Source organism: Ferriphaselus sp. R-1, assembly GCF_000746095.1.
Lineage (GTDB): Bacteria > Pseudomonadota > Gammaproteobacteria > Burkholderiales > Gallionellaceae > Ferriphaselus.
In genome coordinates, this window is the sequence record NZ_JQKP01000002.1 from 387,769 (window position 1) to 404,499 (window position 16,731).

Below are 16,731 nucleotides of genomic sequence, written 5' to 3' on the forward strand. Positions count from 1 at the left end.
CCCATCCGATGGAAATCCTCCTCCAGCAGATACTCAACGGCCTGGTTCAGGGCAGCGTCTACGCTCTGGTCGCGCTCGGCTACACCATGGTCTATGGCATCCTCGGACTGATCAACTTCGCCCACGGCGAGGTGCTGATGGTCGGCGCGATGGTGGCGCTGTCGGTGATGCTCAAGCTGATCGCCGCCGGGCTGGCCGCGCCGCTGGTGTTGCTGTTCGGACTGCTGGTGGCGATCCTGGTCTGCATGGCTCTGGGCTACAGCATCGAGCGCGTCGCCTATCGCCCGCTGCGCAACGCGCCCCGCCTTGCCCCGCTGATCACCGCTATCGGCATCTCCATCGTGCTGCAGAATCTGGCGATGATCTTCTGGGGGCGCGAATACCGCGCCTTCCCCGCTTTGCTACCCAACGGCACCCACACTCTGGGCGGCGCGGTGATCAATGACACGCAACTCATCATCATCTTTGTTTCGCTGCTGGTTATGGCCGGGTTGCTGCTACTGGTGCATCGCACCCGGCTGGGGCGCGCCATGCGTGCCGTGGCCGAAAACCCCGCCGCCGCGCAACTGATGGGCGTGGACACCAACCGCGTCATCTCCGTCACCTTCATGCTCGGCTCGGCGCTGGCTGCGGTGGCCGGACTCATGGTCAGCGCCAACTACGGTATCGTGCATTACTACATGGGCTTCATCCTCGGCCTGAAGGCGTTCACCGCCGCCGTGCTGGGCGGCATCGGCAACCTGCGCGGTGCCATGCTGGGCGGGGTGTTACTGGGATTGATCGAAAGTCTGGGCGCGGGCTACATCGGCGGACTCACCGGCGGCTTCCTCGGCAGTAACTACCAGGACGTGTTCGCCTTCTTCGTCCTCATCGCCGTGCTGGTGCTCCGACCTTCCGGCTTGCTGGGCGAGCGGGTTGCGGAACGCGCCTGACCCGCACACTCGGGGTCAGCGGCTGCCGCGCTCGACACAAATCCCCACCATCTTGCTGCCGCGTATCGCCTGGAGTTTGGCGACGCTTACTTTCACCCAGGGGGCTTTGAAGTCGTCGAGGATGATGCGGGAGATGTGTTCGGCCAGGGCTTCGAGCAGGTTGAAATGGCGGCTGGTGAGCACGGTCTGGATGTGGCGGACGATCTCGGAGTAATCGAGCGCGTCGTTGATGTCGTCGGTCTCGCAGGCGCGGCTGCTGGGCAGGGCGATCTCAAGATCGATCTGCAAGGTCTGGGGTACGCGCTTCTCCCATTCGTACACGCCGATGAGCATGTCGACCTTGAGTTCGCGTAGAAAGATGATGTCCATGTAATGCCGTCGTTTGGTGGTCGCAGGGAGTTGGCGTAGAATCCGCCCACCACCGCATTTTAAGTCATTCCCGATGCCCAACCTGTTTTTTGTTGTCTCCGCCTACCTGCTCGGCTCCATCTCGTTCGCCGTCATCACCAGCAAGGCCTTCGGCCTGCCCGATCCGCGCAGCTACGGCTCCGGCAATCCCGGCGCGACCAACGTGCTGCGCACCGGCAAGAAAGCCGCCGCCGCACTGACCCTGCTGGGCGATGCCGCCAAGGGCTGGCTGGCGGTGTTCCTGACGCTGAAGTTCGCCCCGCAGGATGCGCAATTGGTGGGCTTGGTGGCGGCAGTCGCCATCGCGGTGTTCCTCGGCCACCTGTTCCCGGTATTCTTCCGTTTTCAGGGCGGCAAAGGCGTGGCCACTGCGCTGGGCATCCTGCTGGCGCTGAATCCCTGGCTGGGACTGGCCGCCTTTGGCACCTGGCTGATCGTCGCGAAGGTGTTCAAAGTCTCGTCGCTGGCCGCCCTCATTGCTTCCGCCTGTGCGCCGCTCTACACCTGGCTGCTCAACGAGCCGCTGGAATACACCGCCGTCGCCTTCACCCTCGCCGTGCTGCTGGTGTGGCGACACAAGAGCAACATCCAGAAGCTACTTTCTGGTCAAGAAGGCAAGATCGGCGGAAAAGCCTAGCGCTCCTTCAACTCCAGGGCGCGCTGATACAGTTCATTGCGCCCCAAGCCCGTGATGCGGGTAGCGAGCTGCACCGCCTGTTTGAGCGGCAACTCTTCCAGCAGCAGACTTAGCGTACGCTCGGCCTCGGCGCTCAAGCCTTCCGAATGCGGCAAAGCACCGGACACCAGCAATACGAATTCGCCGCGCTGATTGTTCGAGTCGCGGTTCAGCCACTCCAGCGCATCGGCCAGCTTGCAGCGGTGGATGCTCTCGAACAGCTTGGTCACCTCGCGCGCCAATACCAGCTCGCGCTCACCACCGAATACCGCATGCAGATCGGCCACGCACTCCAGGATGCGGTGCGGAGCCTCATAAAACACCAGCGTGTAAGGATGTTCGAGCAGCGTTTGCAGTTCGCTGCGGCGCGCCGCAGACTTGTTGGGCAGGAAGCCGTGAAACAGGAAATGCGGATTTACCAGACCGGAGGCAGACAACGCCGCGATGGCGGCACTCGCGCCGGGGATGGGGATGACGCGGAAACCCGCCGCGCGCACCGCCTCCACCAGCAGCGCGCCGGGATCGCTCACCGCAGGCGTGCCAGCATCCGTCACCAGCGCCACACTTTGACCTTGTTGCAGCAGCGCGACGATCTTGTCCGCCGCCCCGCGCTCATTGTGCTGGTGCAGCGCCAGCAGGCGCACGTCGCTAATGCCGTGGGCATTGAGCAGGTGACGGGTGTTGCGGGTGTCTTCGGCGGCGATGGTATCGGCCGCAGCCAGCGTGTCGAGCGCACGCAGAGTGATGTCGCGCAGGTTCCCGATGGGGGTGGCGACGACATACAATGCGGCTTCGAGTTTGGGGGGAGCAGAAGTATGCACAGGCCGACGATTCCGATGACGATTTGCCGCGCACTATACGTGAGCGCCTGCACCTGCGCCATATTGCCGGGAGCGCGGCGATGAGCGACCGGGGTGCGCAGGCCGAGCAGCTTGCCACCGACTTGCTCACGCGCCAGGGGCTGCGGCTACTGGCACGCAACTACCGCTGCCGCTACGGCGAGATCGACCTGATTTTGCAAGACGGGGACGCGCTGGTGTTCGTCGAAGTGCGCCTGCGCTCGCGTGGTGACTTCGGCGGTGCCGCCGCCAGCATCGACAGCCACAAGCAGCGCAAGCTCACGCTCACGGCCCAGCATTACCTGGCGCAACTGCCGCGCACGCCGCCTTGCCGCTTCGATGTCGTATTGCTGCGGGACACCGGCGCGCCGCTTGAATGGATCAAGAATGCTTTCAGTGCATGGTAAGATGCGCGCAATCATCGCCCCCGATATACGCCATGAGTCTGACCCAACGCATCAGCAAACATTTCCAGGATAGCGCACAACTCAAGCTGACTTTGCGCGACGAACTTTCCAAGCCCATCGCTGCCGGGGCGCAAGCCATGTTCGACTGTCTGACCAGCGACGGCAAGATTCTGGTGTGCGGCAACGGCGGTTCGGCAGCAGATGCCCAACACTTCGCCGCCGAACTCATCAACCGTTTCGAGATCGAGCGCCCCAGCCTGGCGGCCATCGCGCTGACCACCGACAGCTCGGTGCTGACCTCCATCGCCAACGACTACGACTTCAGCCAGATCTTCTCCAAGCAGGTGCGCGGGCTGGGTATGTCTGGAGACCTGTTGCTGGCCATCTCTACCAGCGGCAATTCCGGCAATGTGGTCGAGGCCATCCATGCCGCTCATGAGCGCGAGATGACCGTAGTGGCGCTGACCGGGCGCGATGGCGGCGGCATGGGCAAGGTGCTGGAGCCGGGCGATGTCCATATCTGCGTCAACGCTACCAGCACGGCGCGTATCCAGGAAGTCCATTTACTGGCGTTGCACTGCCTGTGCGATGTCATCGACCACTTGCTACTGGGAGACGAATGATGCGAACGATCCAGATCACGCTGTTGACCCTGGCGCTGGCCGGGGCGCTGCAAGGCTGTGTGGCTCCGGTGATCGTGGGAGCCGGAGCCTTGATGGTGGCTGACCGCCGTACCACCGGCGCGTACATCGAGGATGAATCCATCGAGAACAAGTCGCTCAGCCAGATACTCGCCAAATACAAGAACAACGCCGGTGTCCATGTCAATGTGACCAGCTACAACCGCCATGCGCTGATCACGGGCGAGGTGCCGGACGAGGCAGTCAAGGCAGACGTGGCAGCCATCGTCTCGGCTCAGGGTAACGTCAGGGGCACGACGAATGAGCTGACCATCTCGGGTGCGACCAGTCTGACTTCGCGCAGCAACGACACGCTGCTCACCTCCAACGTGAAGGCGCGTTTCCTCGGCAACAAGGTGTTCAGCCCCAACCATGTCAAGGTCATCACCGAGAACGGCACCGTGTTCCTGATGGGTTTGGTGTGCCAACCCGAGGCGAATGCCGCCGCCGAAATCGCCAGCACGTCCAGCGGTGTGCAGCGCGTAGTCAAGGTGTTCGAGAACATCGAGTGCCCCCCGCCCCCCGCCAAGCATTGATGGCCCCGCTGTACCCCGCTCCCGCATTCGAACAGAAACTGTGCGCCCCCGCTGACTTCGCGGCGCGGGCGGCGCAGTTGCCGCACCCCATCGTATTTACCAACGGCTGCTTCGACGTGCTGCATCGCGGCCACGTCACCTATCTGGCGCAGGCGCGCGCGCTGGGTGCGTCGCTCATCGTCGGGGTCAACAGCGATGCCTCGGTCAAGCGCCAAGGCAAGGGAGACGACCGCCCGGTCAATCAGGAAGACGACCGTCTGGCCGTGCTGGCCGCGCTGGAAGCGGTCAGCCTGGTCGTGGTGTTCGACGAGGATACGCCGCTGAACCTCATCCTCGCCTGTCAGCCGGACGTGTTGGTCAAGGGCGGCGACTGGAAGCCGGAGTACATCGTCGGCGCACCCGAAGTACAGGCGCGCGGCGGCAGCGTCCACAGCATCCCGTTCGAGCACCAGCGCTCCACCACCGCGCTGCTGAAGAAAATCCGCGCGCATGGCTGAGTTCCACGCCCTCGTTCCCGCCGCCGGTTCCGGCTCGCGCATGGGCAGTGAGTTACCCAAGCAATACTTGCCACTGGCAGGCCAGCCGATGATCCGCCATGCGCTGGCCGCCTTGTGCGCCAGCCCGCAACTCGCCACCGTGTTCGTGGTGCTCTCGCCGCAAGACGAATGGTTCAGAAGCTACGACTGGTCGGCGTTCGGCGACAAGCTGCAACCGCTGTACTGCGGCGGCGCGACCCGCGCCGAGAGCGTGCAGAACGGCTTGCTGATGTCCGAACTCGACGTGGATGACTGGGTGCTGGTGCATGATGCCGCCCGTCCCTGCCTGACTCAGGCGCTGATCGCAAGACTCATCGCCGAACTGCGCGACGACCCGGTCGGTGGCATCCTCGCCGCCCCGGTGGCCGACACGCTCAAGCGCGCCGGGGAGGGCAACCGCATCGCCTGCACCGAAGACCGCAACGGCTTGTGGGGCGCGCAGACACCGCAGATGTTCCGTGTCGGGCTGCTGGCGCAGGCGCTGAGCAGCGCCATCGAAGTCACCGACGAAGCCTCCGCCATCGAGACACTCGGCTTGTCGCCCAAACTGGTCGCCAGCGACTCGACCAACTTCAAAGTGACCTACCCGCAGGATCTGCGTCTGGCCGAACTGTTGCTCGGCCACCCTTGATCTGGCACCCAGCGCGCTGAGATTCCTTTAGTCGGTACTAGGTAAAGTCCCCTGTCCGGAGTGAAGGAATCTCAGCTGTAGAATCATCGCCTGCCCGATTACCCCTAGACGGGTCTGCGGATACCATGCGTCCCGTCAAACAGATACATCCATCGGGGGCAGCATGGGTACCATCCTTCACAAAGTAGTCACGGTTACGATCGGCATCATTCTTAATCTGTTGATCCATAGCATGGTCATCAGCGCCGTCATCATCACGGCACCTGTGCTGTTGTTGATCCTGCTGTTCAGCAGGGAGGCGTTCCTTCATACCCTGCGTTTCGATCGGGTGCGCTGTGCCACCTCGGTATCGGCATACAGCGTGTAAGCTACCGGGGCAGTCATGGGCAGCCGTCTAAGCTGCCCGTGGTGGCGTGAACTGGGGCGGGGGATGTGGCGGATCGACAATTCCGTATAATCCGCTCCTGACTTCCGGAGAACGCCATGCCCCTCGCCCAACTCGCTATTACCGACACCCTCACCGCTTCACACCAACTCATCCTTCTCCCCAAATCCAAGACTCTGCCGCAGGACTGCGCGCACAGTGAGCTGCTGGCCAGCGTACTCAAGCGCCGCGACATGAAGTTCGAAGAGCTGGCGAAATCACCTGTGGCGGCCAATGCGGCGGATGGCTCGCTGGTGGCGTGGGCGATGCTGGACGGGAAAAAGGATACGTTCGCGTTGCAGGTGGTGGTGCGTAAGGCGCTGCAATTGTTGCTGGAAGAGCAGCCCAAGATGCTGGGTATCGCGGTGTCGGGCGACCTTGCGCAGCGGGCGGCGGAGCTGGCGGTGTATGGCGCGTGGGTGAATGGCGCGCTGTTGCCGGTCCGCAAGAAAAAAGACGAGCGCAAGCCGCTGAAGAAGATCGAGGTGGTGAATTTGAGTGCGCGCATTCCCTCACCTCAGCCCTCTCCCAGAGGGAGAGGGGGCAGTGCGGCGTTGGACAAGAAAGCGTTCGACGCGCTACGCGCTCAAGCCGCAGGCAATCTGCTGTGCCGCGAGCTGACCATCCTGCCGCCGAACGAGTTGACACCGGGGCTGTACCGCGAGCGGGTGCGGATGCTGGCTGCCGAGCAGGGCTGGGCGCATGAGGAATTCGATATGAAGGCGTTGCGCAAGCTGAGTGCGGGCGCGTTCGTGGCGGTAGCCCAGGGCAGCGAGCCTGAGGATGCCGCCATCGTGCATCTCAGCTATCGTCACCCCAAGGCGAAATGCAGCCTGGCGCTGGTGGGCAAGGGCATTTGCTTCGACACTGGCGGCCACAACCTCAAGCCTTCGCGCTACATGCACAACATGCACGAGGACATGAACGGCTCCGCCGTGGCGCTCGGTATCTTGCTGGCCGCCAGCGAGCAGAAACTGGCGGTCAATCTTGATTGCTGGCTGGCCATCGCGCAGAACCACATCAGCCCGAAAGCCTACAAGCAGAACGACATCGTCAAGGCGCTGAACGGCACCACGATTGAGATCATCCACACCGACGCAGAAGGTCGCATGGTGCTGGCCGATACGCTGACGCTGGCCTCGCGCGCCAAGCCCAATCTGATGATCGACTTCGCCACGCTCACCGGCAGCATGGCTACCGCGCTGGGCGCGCGCTATTCCGGTGTGTTCGCTACCAGTGATGAATTGGCGCAGCGTGCGGTGCGTGTCGGCAAAGAGGCCGGCGAACGCCTGTGCGCCTTCCCGCAGGACGAGGATTACGAGACCGAGCTGGAGTCCAAGATCGCGGACATCAAGCAATGCACGCTGGCGGGCGAGGCCGACCACATTCTGGCGACGCGCTTCCTCAAACGCTTCGTCGAGCACGACACGCCCTGGCTGCACGTCGATCTGTCGGCCAGTCGCTGCGAGGGCGGGCTGGGTGCGGTGGCGGCGGACGTGAACGGCTTCGGCGTGGCCTGGGGCCTCAAGATGTTGGGCGAGGTGTAAAGATGGCGTGGCTGCTGCGTTTCAAGCCGGATGAGATGCCGAACGGTCTGTTCTGGATACTGGTGATTCTGGCCCTGCTGATCAGCGTCCCGCTGGCGGGGTTCGGGCTGTGGGTGGTGTTCACCCAGATCGATTTCACTTGATTCAGATGGCGAGCGCGATCAACCCGTAGCGACCGAACTTGCCTGCTGCCATGAACAGCGCGGCGTGCCAGGGATTGAGCCGCAGCCAGCCAGCCGCCACGCACAGCGCATCGCCGATCAGCGGTGCCCAAGCCAACAGTAGCGTGGGTGTGCCATAGCGTCGCACTTTGTCTACATGCTTGAGTTGCTGCGTCATCGGTAGCATCCAGCCCATGCCGAACGAGATCATGCCGCCCAGCGTGTTCCCCAGCGTACCAAGCAGCAGGGCGGGCCAAAGTAGCTCGGGATGTATTTTCAGTACGCCTGCGAGCACCACTTCCGAGCCGCCTGGCAGCAAGGTCGCGCCCAGCAGGCTGGACAGGAACAATCCCCACAGGCTGAGATCGCTGGAAAAGAGTTGGTTGAGCGCATCCATGCGCCGAGTGTAGCGCAATCCACTGGCACGGCGGCGCGCTTACCGTTACCATCCGGCCATGCCGTCGCCACTGATCCTCACTACCCTGTTATTGATTGCTTCCAACGTCTTCATGACGTTCGCCTGGTATGGCCACCTGAAGAATTTTGCGCAATCGCCGTGGTACGTGGCGGCGCTGGTGAGCTGGGGCATCGCGCTGTTCGAGTATCTGCTGCAAGTGCCCGCTAATCGGATTGGCTATACCGCACTGGATCTGGGGCAGCTCAAGATCCTGCAAGAGGTCGTCACTCTGACGGTGTTCGTACCGTTCGCTATCTACTATATGAACCAGCCGTTCAAGCTGGATTACCTTTACGCCGCGCTGTGCCTGCTGGGCGCAGTCTATTTCATCTTCCGTACCTGACATCATGCGCAAACACATCCACATCCTCGGCATCTGCGGCACGTTCATGGGCGGCATCGCCGTGCTGGCCAAACAGGCGGGCTACCGCGTCACCGGCTGCGATGCCAACGTCTATCCGCCGATGAGCACCCAGCTTGAGGAGCAGGGCATCGAATTGATCGAAGGTTTTGGCGTTGAGCAGCTCGATCTGAAGCCCGACATGTTCGTGATCGGCAATGTGGTGTCGCGCGGCAACCCGCTGATGGAAGAAATTCTCAATCGCGGCCTGCCTTACACCTCCGGCCCGCAATGGCTGGCGGATACTTTGCTGCGCGACAAGTGGGTGCTGGCCGTAGCCGGGACGCACGGCAAGACGACGACGACCTCGATGCTGGCTTGGGTGCTGGAGTACGCGGGGCTGAATCCCGGATTCCTGATCGGCGGCGTGCCGCAGAACTTCGGCGTCTCGGCACGACTTTCTGGACTCCCCTCGCCCGCAGGCGGGAGAGGGGGTGGGGGAGAGGGTTCCCCGTTCTTCGTCATCGAAGCCGACGAGTACGACACCGCCTTCTTCGATAAGCGCTCCAAGTTCGTCCACTACCGGCCGCGTACCGCCATCCTCAACAATCTGGAATTCGATCACGCCGACATCTTTGCTGACCTCGCCGCCATTGAGACGCAGTTCCATCATCTGGTGCGCACTGTGCCGGGCAATGGGCTGGTGGTGAGCAACGGGAGGGAAGCCTCGCTACAGCGCGTGTTGCAGCGCGGTTGCTGGACGCCAGTCGAGACGTTCGGCTGTGACGACGGTTGGAACATCGACGCGAACGAACAGGTATCGCTCGACGGTAAGGTGCAAGGCACATTGAAGTGGGAGCTGCTGGGTGAACACAATCGCATGAACGCATTGGCCGCGCTAGCCGCAGCGCGTCACGTCGGTGTGCCGGTGGCGCAGGGGCTGGCGGCGCTGGCGGAATTCAAGAACGTGAAACGCCGCATGGAAGTGCGGGGCACGGTGAATGGCATCACCGTCTACGACGACTTCGCCCACCATCCCACCGCTATCGACACTACGGTTGCCGGGCTGCGCCGCAAGGTCGGCAGCGCACGCATCCTCGCCGTGCTGGAGCCGCGCTCAAACACCATGAAACTGGGGGTGATGAAAGATGCACTGCCCGGTAGTCTGAAAGATGCTGACCGTGTGTTTTGCTACGCGGGCAACCTCGGCTGGGATGCCCGTGGGGCGCTGGCTCCGCTGGGCGACAAGGCGGTGGTGAAAGATGATCTCAATGAGCTGATCGAGTCTATCGTTGCCACCGCTCGCCACGGCGACCAGATCCTGGTGATGAGCAATGGCGGCTTCGGTGGCATTCACAGCAAGCTGCTGGCGCGGCTGGCTTCTTAACCGATCTGTTGTAAATCCCAGCGCGGCTTGATGGCAAAGGCGTAACCGTCCTGAGGAGCCTGCTGGCGCAGGCGCATCGCTCCGGCAAAGGCGATCATCGCGCCGTTGTCGGTGCAAAATTCCAGCGCAGGGTAGAACACGCGGACACCTTTGCGCACAGCGGCGGCATCGAGCTGGCTGCGCAGCAAGCGGTTGGCACCCACGCCGCCGGCGATCACCAGTTGTTTCAATCCGGTCTGTTTCAGCGCGGCCTGCGCCTTGCCGACCAGCACGTCCACGATGGCGGCTTGGGCGGCGGCGGCGATGTCGGCACGGGTCGAGTCGGTCATCTCATGTTGTTTAGTCAATGTCAGTACGGCGGTCTTCAGACCGCTGAAGCTGAAATCCAGATCGCCACTGTGCAGCATCGGGCGCGGAAGCTTGAAGCGTGCGGCATCGCCATGTTCGGCCAGCTTCGCCAATTCCGGCCCACCGGGGTAGCCGAGGCCGAGCAGTTTGGCGCTCTTGTCGAAGGCCTCGCCAGCCGCATCGTCCAGCGTCTCCCCTAATAGCGTGTATTGGCCCACGCCATCCACGCGCATCAATTGTGTGTGGCCACCGGAAACCAGCAGGGCAACGAAAGGGAGCGCCGGCGCGGGGTCGGCAAGCAGCGGCGAGAGTAGATGACCTTCCAGATGGTGGATGCCGAGCACCGGGATGTCGAGCGCGTAGCCCAGCGCACAAGCGACGCTCGTCCCGACCAGCAACGCTCCGGCCAGTCCAGGCCCGCGCGTGTAGGCGATGGCATCGAGATCGGCAAGTTGCCGGTCTGCTTGGTCCAAAGTCTGTCGGATCAATGGCAGCGCGCGGCGTACATGGTCGCGCGAAGCGAGCTCCGGCACGACACCGCCGTATTCACTATGCATGGCCGCCTGCGTATATAAAGCGTGGGCAAGCAGGCCGTCTTGTTGGTGATAAAGGGCGATGCCGGTCTCGTCACAGGAGCTCTCGATGCCCAGAACGAGCTGTGGGATAAGTTTTTTCATGGCGCGTATTGTACGTTTTCAAGGGCTTGGGCGGGGTAGGTAAAAAAAGTGTAGCAATTCGCTTGACGGAAAAAGTTTGGTCGCTATAATGCGCACCTCTTCGCTGCTGCAGGGCGAAAAACAAGGCCACACCTGAGGGTGAAAGTGCTTAATAATCAGCAAATTGATTCATGTTTTTCGAGTGCGGTGAGCAAGAAAAAACGAAGTGCGAAATTAAGTTGACAAGAAATTTTTAGTCCCTATAATGCGCACCTCTTCGCTGCTGAGGCAGCGACTACGAAGCGAAAGCGGAGTGGTTAAGTTCCTTAAAAGATAGAAGAAACAACTGATGAGTGTAGGTGCTTGGGTTGAGGAGTATCGATGGCTTAGGTCATGGATGCATACTATATAAATACTGAAGTACCTCGCTTATATATGAAAAGACGCAAGTCGATTTATTTTGAGTGAGACCGATTGGCGAAAGCCGATCAAAAGTTGGATTGAACTGAAGAGTTTGATCCTGGCTCAGATTGAACGCTGGCGGCATGCTTTACACATGCAAGTCGAACGGATTAGAGAGCTTGCTCTCTAGTTAGTGGCGAACGGGTGAGTAATATATCGGAACGTACCCGGCAATGGGGGATAACGTAGCGAAAGTTACGCTAATACCGCATATGCCCTGAGGGGGAAAGCAGGGGACCAGCAATGGCCTTGCGTTGTCGGAGCGGCCGATATCGGATTAGCTAGTTGGTGAGGTAAAGGCTCACCAAGGCGACGATCCGTAGCGGGTCTGAGAGGATGATCCGCCACACTGGGACTGAGACACGGCCCAGACTCCTACGGGAGGCAGCAGTGGGGAATTTTGGACAATGGGGGAAACCCTGATCCAGCCATGCCGCGTGAGTGAAGAAGGCCTTCGGGTTGTAAAGCTCTTTCAGGTGGAAAGAAAAGGTTGCGGATAATACCTGCAGCTGATGACGGTACCATCAGAAGAAGCACCGGCTAACTACGTGCCAGCAGCCGCGGTAATACGTAGGGTGCGAGCGTTAATCGGAATTACTGGGCGTAAAGCGTGCGCAGGCGGTTTTGTAAGACAGACGTGAAAGCCCCGGGCTTAACCTGGGAACGGCGTTTGTGACTGCAAGACTAGAGTATGGCAGAGGGGGGTAGAATTCCACGTGTAGCAGTGAAATGCGTAGAGATGTGGAGGAATACCGATGGCGAAGGCAGCCCCCTGGGTCAATACTGACGCTCATGCACGAAAGCGTGGGGAGCAAACAGGATTAGATACCCTGGTAGTCCACGCCCTAAACGATGTCAACTAGGTGTTGGGGGAGGAGACTTCCTTAGTACCGCAGCTAACGCGTGAAGTTGACCGCCTGGGGAGTACGGTCGCAAGATTAAAACTCAAAGGAATTGACGGGGACCCGCACAAGCGGTGGATTATGTGGATTAATTCGATGCAACGCGAAAAACCTTACCTACCCTTGACATGCCGAGAATCCTGAAGAGATTTGGGAGTGCCCGAAAGGGAACTTGGACACAGGTGCTGCATGGCTGTCGTCAGCTCGTGTCGTGAGATGTTGGGTTAAGTCCCGCAACGAGCGCAACCCTTGTCATTAATTGCCATCATTTAGTTGGGCACTTTAATGAGACTGCCGGTGATAAACCGGAGGAAGGTGGGGATGACGTCAAGTCCTCATGGCCCTTATGGGTAGGGCTTCACACGTAATACAATGGTCGGTACAGAGGGTTGCCAAGCCGCGAGGTGGAGCCAATCCCAGAAAGCCGATCGTAGTCCGGATTGGAGTCTGCAACTCGACTCCATGAAGTCGGAATCGCTAGTAATCGCGGATCAGCATGTCGCGGTGAATACGTTCCCGGGTCTTGTACACACCGCCCGTCACACCATGGGAGTGGAATCTGGCAGAAGTAGGTAGCCTAACCGCAAGGGGGGCGCTTACCACGCTGGGTTTCATGACTGGGGTGAAGTCGTAACAAGGTAGCCGTATCGGAAGGTGCGGCTGGATCACCTCCTTTCTAGAGTATCTTGATCCGAGTGCCTACACTCATCGGTTGTTTAAGAAGTTGTTAGTTATGAGTCGTTAGCCGTTAGTTAAAACAGTGAATGCTTTAACTGACAGCGAAGGCGAGTGGCGAACGACTGCGTTTGGGTCTGTAGCTCAGCTGGTTAGAGCACCGTGTTGATAACGCGGGGGTCGTTGGTTCGAGTCCAACTAGACCCACCAAGTAAAAGGGGGTTTAGCTCAGCTGGGAGAGCACCTGCTTTGCAAGCAGGGGGTCGTCGGTTCGATCCCGTCAACCTCCACCATTACCTGGTACGAGTCACAAGACATAAATGATTATCGAAATGATGATTTATGTCTTGAGTCTTATGACGCAAGTAGTTCTTTAAAAATCTGGAAGAAGTAAAGAAAGTGATTCTCACTGACGTGGGTACAGGTAACTGTGCGCATGTGAGTGGAAAAACTAAATGGGTTTTGATTGTATCAAGCCGTATTGATGCTAGTCGTATCGATGCGGTCACAAACGCGAGACAAACAACACTTGTAACGTTGACCTCTTAGGAGGGCTTAACGTTATAGGGTCAAGCGAATAAGTGCATATGATGGATGCCTTGGCGATTACAGGCGATGAAAGACGTGTAAGCCTGCGAAAAGCTGCGGGGAGCTGGCAATAAAGCTTTGATCCGCAGATCTCTGAATGGGGAAACCCGGCCCTTTGGGTCATTCCCTGCTGAATACATAGGCAGGGTAAAGCGAACTCAGCGAACTGAAACATCTAAGTAGCTGAAGGAAAAGAAATCAACCGAGATTCCGCAAGTAGTGGCGAGCGAACGCGGAGCAGCCTGCAAACTTTAGCTTCACAGTTAGTAGAACAGCTTGGAAAAGCTGGCCATAGTGGGTGATAGCCCCGTATACGAAAACTCAGGAGTGGAAATAGGTTTGGAACAAGTAGGGCGGGACACGAGAAATCCTGTCTGAACATGGGGGGACCATCCTCCAAGGCTAAATACTCGTAATCGACCGATAGTGAACCAGTACCGTGAGGGAAAGGCGAAAAGAACCCCGGAAGGGGAGTGAAATAGAACCTGAAATCGTATGCATACAAACAGTGGGAGCGGACTTGTTCCGTGACTGCGTACCTTTTGTATAATGGGTCAGCGACTTACATTCAGTAGCGAGCTTAACCGAATAGGGGAGGCGTAGGGAAACCGAGTCTGATAAGGGCGATAGTTGCTGGGTGTAGACCCGAAACCAAGTGATCTATCCATGGCCAGGATGAAGGTTGGGTAAAACCAACTGGAGGTCCGAACCCACTAACGTTGAAAAGTTAGGGGATGAGCTGTGGATAGGGGTGAAAGGCTAAACAAACTTGGAAATAGCTGGTTCTCTCCGAAAACTATTTAGGTAGTGCCTCATGTATCACTCTCGGGGGTAGAGCACTGTTATGGCTAGGGGTCTATTGCTGATTACCAAACCATTGCAAACTCCGAATACCGAGAAGTGCGAGCATGGGAGACAGACATCGGGTGCTAACGTCCGGTGTCAAAAGGGAAACAACCCAGACCGCCGATTAAGGTCCCCAAGACATAGTTAAGTGGAAAACGAAGTGGGAAGGCTAAAACAGTCAGGATGTTGGCTTAGAAGCAGCCATCATTTAAAGAAAGCGTAATAGCTCACTGATCGAGTCGTCCTGCGCGGAAGATGTAACGGGGCTCAAACTATGCACCGAAATCGCGGATATGTGTTTACACATATGGTAGGAGAGCGTTCTGTAGGCCTGCGAAGGTGTTCTGTGAAGAATGCTGGAGGTATCAGAAGTGCGAATGCTGACATGAGTAGCGATAAAGGGAGTGAAAGGCTCCCTCGCCGAAAACCCAAGGTTTCCTGTTCAACGTTCATCGGAGCAGGGTGAGTCGGCCCCTAAGGCGAGGCTGAAAAGCGTAGTCGATGGGAAACAGGTTAATATTCCTGTACCTCAATGTAATGCGATGTGGGGACGGAGAAGGTTAAGCAAGCTGTCTGTTGGAATAGGCAGTTTAAGCGTGTAGGGAGATCTCTTAGGCAAATCCGGGAGGTCAATTCTGAGGCGTAATGACGAGTGCCCTTGAGGCGCGAAGTTGCTGATACCAAGCTTCCAAGAAAAGCCACTAAGCTTCAGTTATATTGAGACCGTACCGCAAACCGACACAGGTGGGTAGGATGAGAATTCTAAGGCGCTTGAGAGAACTCGGGTGAAGGAACTCGGCAAATTAGCACCGTAACTTCGGGATAAGGTGCGCCCCGGTAGATTGTAGAGACTTGCTCTCGAAGGTCGATGGGGTTGCAGTGAAATGGTGGCTGCGACTGTTTAATAAAAACACAGCACTCTGCAAACACGAAAGTGGACGTATAGAGTGTGACGCCTGCCCGGTGCTGGAAGGTTAAGTGATGGGGTGCAAGCTCTTGATCGAAGCCCCAGTAAACGGCGGCCGTAACTATAACGGTCCTAAGGTAGCGAAATTCCTTGTCGGGTAAGTTCCGACCTGCACGAATGGCGTAACGATGGCCACACTGTCTCCACCCGGGACTCAGCGAAGTTGAAATGTTTGTGAAGATGCAATCTCCCCGCGGCTAGACGGAAAGACCCCATGAACCTTTACTGTAGCTTTGCATTGGACTTTGAACAGATCTGTGTAGGATAGGTGGGAGGCATTGAAGTAGGGACGCCAGTCCTTATGGAGCCATCCTTGAAATACCACCCTGATGTGTTTGAGGTTCTAACCTAGGTCCGTAATCCGGATCGGGGACCGTGCATGGTAGGCAGTTTGACTGGGGCGGTCTCCTCCCAAATTGTAACGGAGGAGTACGAAGGTTCTCTAGGTACGGTCGGACATCGTACTGATAGTGCAATGGCAAAAGAGAGCTTAACTGCGAGACTGACAAGTCGAGCAGGTGCGAAAGCAGGTCATAGTGATCCGGTGGTTCTGTATGGAAGGGCCATCGCTCAACGGATAAAAGGTACTCTGGGGATAACAGGCTGATTCCTCCCAAGAGTTCATATCGACGGGGGAGTTTGGCACCTCGATGTCGGCTCATCACATCCTGGGGCTGTAGCCGGTCCCAAGGGTATGGCTGTTCGCCATTTAAAGTGGTACGTGAGCTGGGTTTAAAACGTCGTGAGACAGTTTGGTCCCTATCTGCCGTGGGCGTTGGAAGTTTGAGGGGACCTGCTCCTAGTACGAGAGGACCGGAGTGGACGAATCTCTGGTGTACCGGTTGTCATGCCAATGGCATTGCCGGGTAGCTAAATTCGGAAGAGATAACCGCTGAAAGCATCTAAGCGGGAAACTCGCCTCAAGATGAGACTTCCCTGGGCACTAGATGCCCCTAAAGAGTCGTTCGAGACCAGGACGTTGATAGGTCAGGTGTGGAAGCGCAGTAATGCGTTAAGCTAACTGATACTAATTGCTCGTGAGGCTTGATCCTATAACATTAAGCAGTTGCAAGTGTTGCTCGCAACAATCGAAACCTTCTTTACTTCGACCAGAACAATGGCCGACTGGCCTCTCCCACGAGACTCCAGTCAGCCGACAGTTATGTCTGACGACCATAGCAAGTTGGTCCCACTCCTTCCCATACCGAACAGGACAGTGAAACGACTTCGCGCCAATGATAGTGTGGATTACCCATGTGAAAGTAGGTCATCGTCAGACTCCTTATAAGCTAAAGCCCAGAGTTATCTGGGCTTTTTGCTTTGGTA

The 16,731-nt window shown here is 58.5% G+C and carries 16 protein-coding genes, 2 tRNA genes and 3 rRNA genes; 17 read left to right on the top strand and 4 right to left on the bottom strand.

Annotated elements, in window-relative coordinates:
- The first annotated feature begins 8 nt into the window (after nucleotides 1–8).
- Nucleotides 9–932, top strand: coding sequence for a branched-chain amino acid ABC transporter permease (locus tag DM08_RS04275; RefSeq protein WP_035383365.1), 924 nt, complete (start codon nucleotides 9–11; stop codon nucleotides 930–932).
- Nucleotides 933–947: 15 nt separating this feature from the next.
- Here the strand turns inward: DM08_RS04275 and folB are convergent, their stop codons facing one another.
- On the bottom strand, nucleotides 948–1,301 hold the full coding sequence (gene folB, locus DM08_RS04280) for a dihydroneopterin aldolase (RefSeq protein WP_035383366.1): 354 nt from the start codon (nucleotides 1,299–1,301) through the stop codon (nucleotides 948–950).
- Between the two features lie 73 nt (nucleotides 1,302–1,374).
- On the opposite strand from folB, the gene plsY reads away from it, so the two are divergent.
- On the top strand, nucleotides 1,375–1,977 hold the full coding sequence (gene plsY, locus DM08_RS04285; protein ID WP_035383367.1) for a glycerol-3-phosphate 1-O-acyltransferase PlsY: 603 nt from the start codon (nucleotides 1,375–1,377) through the stop codon (nucleotides 1,975–1,977).
- On the opposite strand, the gene rsmI is transcribed toward plsY, so the two are convergent.
- On the bottom strand, nucleotides 1,974–2,801 hold the full coding sequence (rsmI, locus tag DM08_RS04290) for a 16S rRNA (cytidine(1402)-2'-O)-methyltransferase (RefSeq protein WP_237560217.1): 828 nt from the start codon (nucleotides 2,799–2,801) through the stop codon (nucleotides 1,974–1,976). The genes plsY and rsmI overlap by 4 nt on opposite strands.
- On the opposite strand from rsmI, the gene DM08_RS04295 reads away from it, so the two are divergent.
- The 8 genes from DM08_RS04295 to DM08_RS12995 all read left to right on the top strand — a co-directional run bounded on the left by DM08_RS04295 (nucleotide 2,801) and on the right by DM08_RS12995 (nucleotide 7,759).
- Nucleotides 2,801–3,262 carry a YraN family protein gene (locus DM08_RS04295; protein ID WP_343282966.1) on the top strand — a complete coding sequence of 154 codons (462 nt, stop codon included), beginning with the start codon at nucleotides 2,801–2,803 and terminating at the stop codon, nucleotides 3,260–3,262. The genes rsmI and DM08_RS04295 overlap by 1 nt on opposite strands.
- Before the next feature lie 32 nt (nucleotides 3,263–3,294).
- Entirely contained in the window at nucleotides 3,295–3,885 is a 591-nt protein-coding gene (locus DM08_RS04300) for a phosphoheptose isomerase (protein ID WP_035383370.1), read from the top strand.
- Nucleotides 3,882–4,478 carry a BON domain-containing protein gene (locus DM08_RS04305; RefSeq protein WP_237560218.1) on the top strand — a complete coding sequence of 199 codons (597 nt, stop codon included), beginning with the start codon at nucleotides 3,882–3,884 and terminating at the stop codon, nucleotides 4,476–4,478. The genes DM08_RS04300 and DM08_RS04305 overlap by 4 nt, the downstream gene beginning before the upstream one ends.
- Complete coding sequence (gene rfaE2 / locus DM08_RS04310; protein WP_035383372.1) at nucleotides 4,478–4,975, top strand: D-glycero-beta-D-manno-heptose 1-phosphate adenylyltransferase; 498 nt, start codon at nucleotides 4,478–4,480, stop codon at nucleotides 4,973–4,975. The genes DM08_RS04305 and rfaE2 overlap by 1 nt, the downstream gene beginning before the upstream one ends.
- Nucleotides 4,968–5,645, top strand: coding sequence for a 2-C-methyl-D-erythritol 4-phosphate cytidylyltransferase (ispD, locus tag DM08_RS04315; protein ID WP_035383373.1), 678 nt, complete (start codon nucleotides 4,968–4,970; stop codon nucleotides 5,643–5,645). Before rfaE2 ends, ispD begins: the two co-directional genes overlap by 8 nt.
- A gap of 163 nt (nucleotides 5,646–5,808) precedes the next feature.
- Nucleotides 5,809–6,012 carry a hypothetical protein gene (locus DM08_RS04320; protein WP_035383374.1) on the top strand — a complete coding sequence of 68 codons (204 nt, stop codon included), beginning with the start codon at nucleotides 5,809–5,811 and terminating at the stop codon, nucleotides 6,010–6,012.
- A 116-nt stretch (nucleotides 6,013–6,128) separates the two neighbouring features.
- Nucleotides 6,129–7,616, top strand: a complete 1,488-nt coding sequence (locus DM08_RS04325; RefSeq protein ID WP_035383375.1) for a M17 family metallopeptidase — start codon at nucleotides 6,129–6,131, stop codon at nucleotides 7,614–7,616.
- Nucleotides 7,617–7,618: 2 nt separating this feature from the next.
- Nucleotides 7,619–7,759, top strand: coding sequence for a hypothetical protein (locus tag DM08_RS12995; protein ID WP_161780260.1), 141 nt, complete (start codon nucleotides 7,619–7,621; stop codon nucleotides 7,757–7,759).
- 1 nt (nucleotide 7,760) lies between these two features.
- On the opposite strand, the gene DM08_RS04330 is transcribed toward DM08_RS12995, so the two are convergent.
- Complete coding sequence (locus DM08_RS04330) at nucleotides 7,761–8,174, bottom strand: YqaA family protein (protein ID WP_051937788.1); 414 nt, start codon at nucleotides 8,172–8,174, stop codon at nucleotides 7,761–7,763.
- Between the two features lie 58 nt (nucleotides 8,175–8,232).
- Here DM08_RS04330 and DM08_RS04335 point away from each other — a divergent pair, with 58 nt between their 5' ends.
- Together DM08_RS04335 and mpl are read left to right on the top strand one after the other, a co-directional pair.
- Nucleotides 8,233–8,577 carry a DMT family protein gene (locus DM08_RS04335; RefSeq protein ID WP_035383376.1) on the top strand — a complete coding sequence of 115 codons (345 nt, stop codon included), beginning with the start codon at nucleotides 8,233–8,235 and terminating at the stop codon, nucleotides 8,575–8,577.
- A 4-nt stretch (nucleotides 8,578–8,581) separates the two neighbouring features.
- Nucleotides 8,582–9,961 (top strand): UDP-N-acetylmuramate:L-alanyl-gamma-D-glutamyl-meso-diaminopimelate ligase, encoded by a 1,380-nt coding sequence (gene mpl, locus DM08_RS04340; RefSeq protein ID WP_035383377.1) that lies wholly within the window; start codon nucleotides 8,582–8,584, stop codon nucleotides 9,959–9,961.
- Here mpl and tsaD read toward each other — a convergent pair.
- Nucleotides 9,958–10,986 carry a tRNA (adenosine(37)-N6)-threonylcarbamoyltransferase complex transferase subunit TsaD gene (tsaD, locus tag DM08_RS04345; RefSeq protein ID WP_035383378.1) on the bottom strand — a complete coding sequence of 343 codons (1,029 nt, stop codon included), beginning with the start codon at nucleotides 10,984–10,986 and terminating at the stop codon, nucleotides 9,958–9,960. The genes mpl and tsaD overlap by 4 nt on opposite strands.
- Before the next feature lie 481 nt (nucleotides 10,987–11,467).
- Between tsaD and DM08_RS04350 the strand changes: the two genes are divergently transcribed.
- The 5 genes from DM08_RS04350 (at nucleotide 11,468) to rrf (ending at nucleotide 16,684) form a co-directional block, all read left to right on the top strand.
- A 16S ribosomal RNA gene (locus DM08_RS04350) occupies nucleotides 11,468–13,005 on the top strand.
- Between the two features lie 132 nt (nucleotides 13,006–13,137).
- A tRNA-Ile gene (locus DM08_RS04355) sits at nucleotides 13,138–13,214 on the top strand.
- Nucleotides 13,215–13,221: 7 nt separating this feature from the next.
- Nucleotides 13,222–13,297 (top strand) — tRNA-Ala (locus DM08_RS04360).
- A gap of 274 nt (nucleotides 13,298–13,571) precedes the next feature.
- A 23S ribosomal RNA gene (locus tag DM08_RS04365) occupies nucleotides 13,572–16,457 on the top strand.
- A 113-nt stretch (nucleotides 16,458–16,570) separates the two neighbouring features.
- Nucleotides 16,571–16,684, top strand: a 5S ribosomal RNA gene (gene rrf / locus DM08_RS04370).
- The 16S, 23S and 5S rRNA genes sit together here with 2 tRNA genes alongside, the layout of an rRNA operon.
- Nucleotides 16,685–16,731 lie beyond the last annotated feature (47 nt).

Excerpts from the sequence above, each read along its gene's own strand:
- DM08_RS04275 (WP_035383365.1), top strand. The coding sequence starts at position 9 with ATGGAAATCCTCCTCCAGCAGATACTCAACGGCCTGGTTCAGGGCAGC.
- folB (WP_035383366.1), bottom strand. The coding sequence starts at position 1,301 with ATGGACATCATCTTTCTACGCGAACTCAAGGTCGACATGCTCATCGGC.
- plsY (WP_035383367.1), top strand. The coding sequence starts at position 1,375 with ATGCCCAACCTGTTTTTTGTTGTCTCCGCCTACCTGCTCGGCTCCATC.
- DM08_RS04295 (WP_343282966.1), top strand. The coding sequence starts at position 2,801 with ATGCGGCTTCGAGTTTGGGGGGAGCAGAAGTATGCACAGGCCGACGAT.
- DM08_RS04300 (WP_035383370.1), top strand. The coding sequence starts at position 3,295 with ATGAGTCTGACCCAACGCATCAGCAAACATTTCCAGGATAGCGCACAA.
- DM08_RS04305 (WP_237560218.1), top strand. The coding sequence starts at position 3,882 with ATGATGCGAACGATCCAGATCACGCTGTTGACCCTGGCGCTGGCCGGG.
- rfaE2 (WP_035383372.1), top strand. The coding sequence starts at position 4,478 with ATGGCCCCGCTGTACCCCGCTCCCGCATTCGAACAGAAACTGTGCGCC.
- ispD (WP_035383373.1), top strand. The coding sequence starts at position 4,968 with ATGGCTGAGTTCCACGCCCTCGTTCCCGCCGCCGGTTCCGGCTCGCGC.
- DM08_RS04320 (WP_035383374.1), top strand. The coding sequence starts at position 5,809 with ATGGGTACCATCCTTCACAAAGTAGTCACGGTTACGATCGGCATCATT.
- DM08_RS04325 (WP_035383375.1), top strand. The coding sequence starts at position 6,129 with ATGCCCCTCGCCCAACTCGCTATTACCGACACCCTCACCGCTTCACAC.
- DM08_RS12995 (WP_161780260.1), top strand. The coding sequence starts at position 7,619 with ATGGCGTGGCTGCTGCGTTTCAAGCCGGATGAGATGCCGAACGGTCTG.
- DM08_RS04330 (WP_051937788.1), bottom strand. The coding sequence starts at position 8,174 with ATGGATGCGCTCAACCAACTCTTTTCCAGCGATCTCAGCCTGTGGGGA.
- DM08_RS04335 (WP_035383376.1), top strand. The coding sequence starts at position 8,233 with ATGCCGTCGCCACTGATCCTCACTACCCTGTTATTGATTGCTTCCAAC.
- mpl (WP_035383377.1), top strand. The coding sequence starts at position 8,582 with ATGCGCAAACACATCCACATCCTCGGCATCTGCGGCACGTTCATGGGC.
- tsaD (WP_035383378.1), bottom strand. The coding sequence starts at position 10,986 with ATGAAAAAACTTATCCCACAGCTCGTTCTGGGCATCGAGAGCTCCTGT.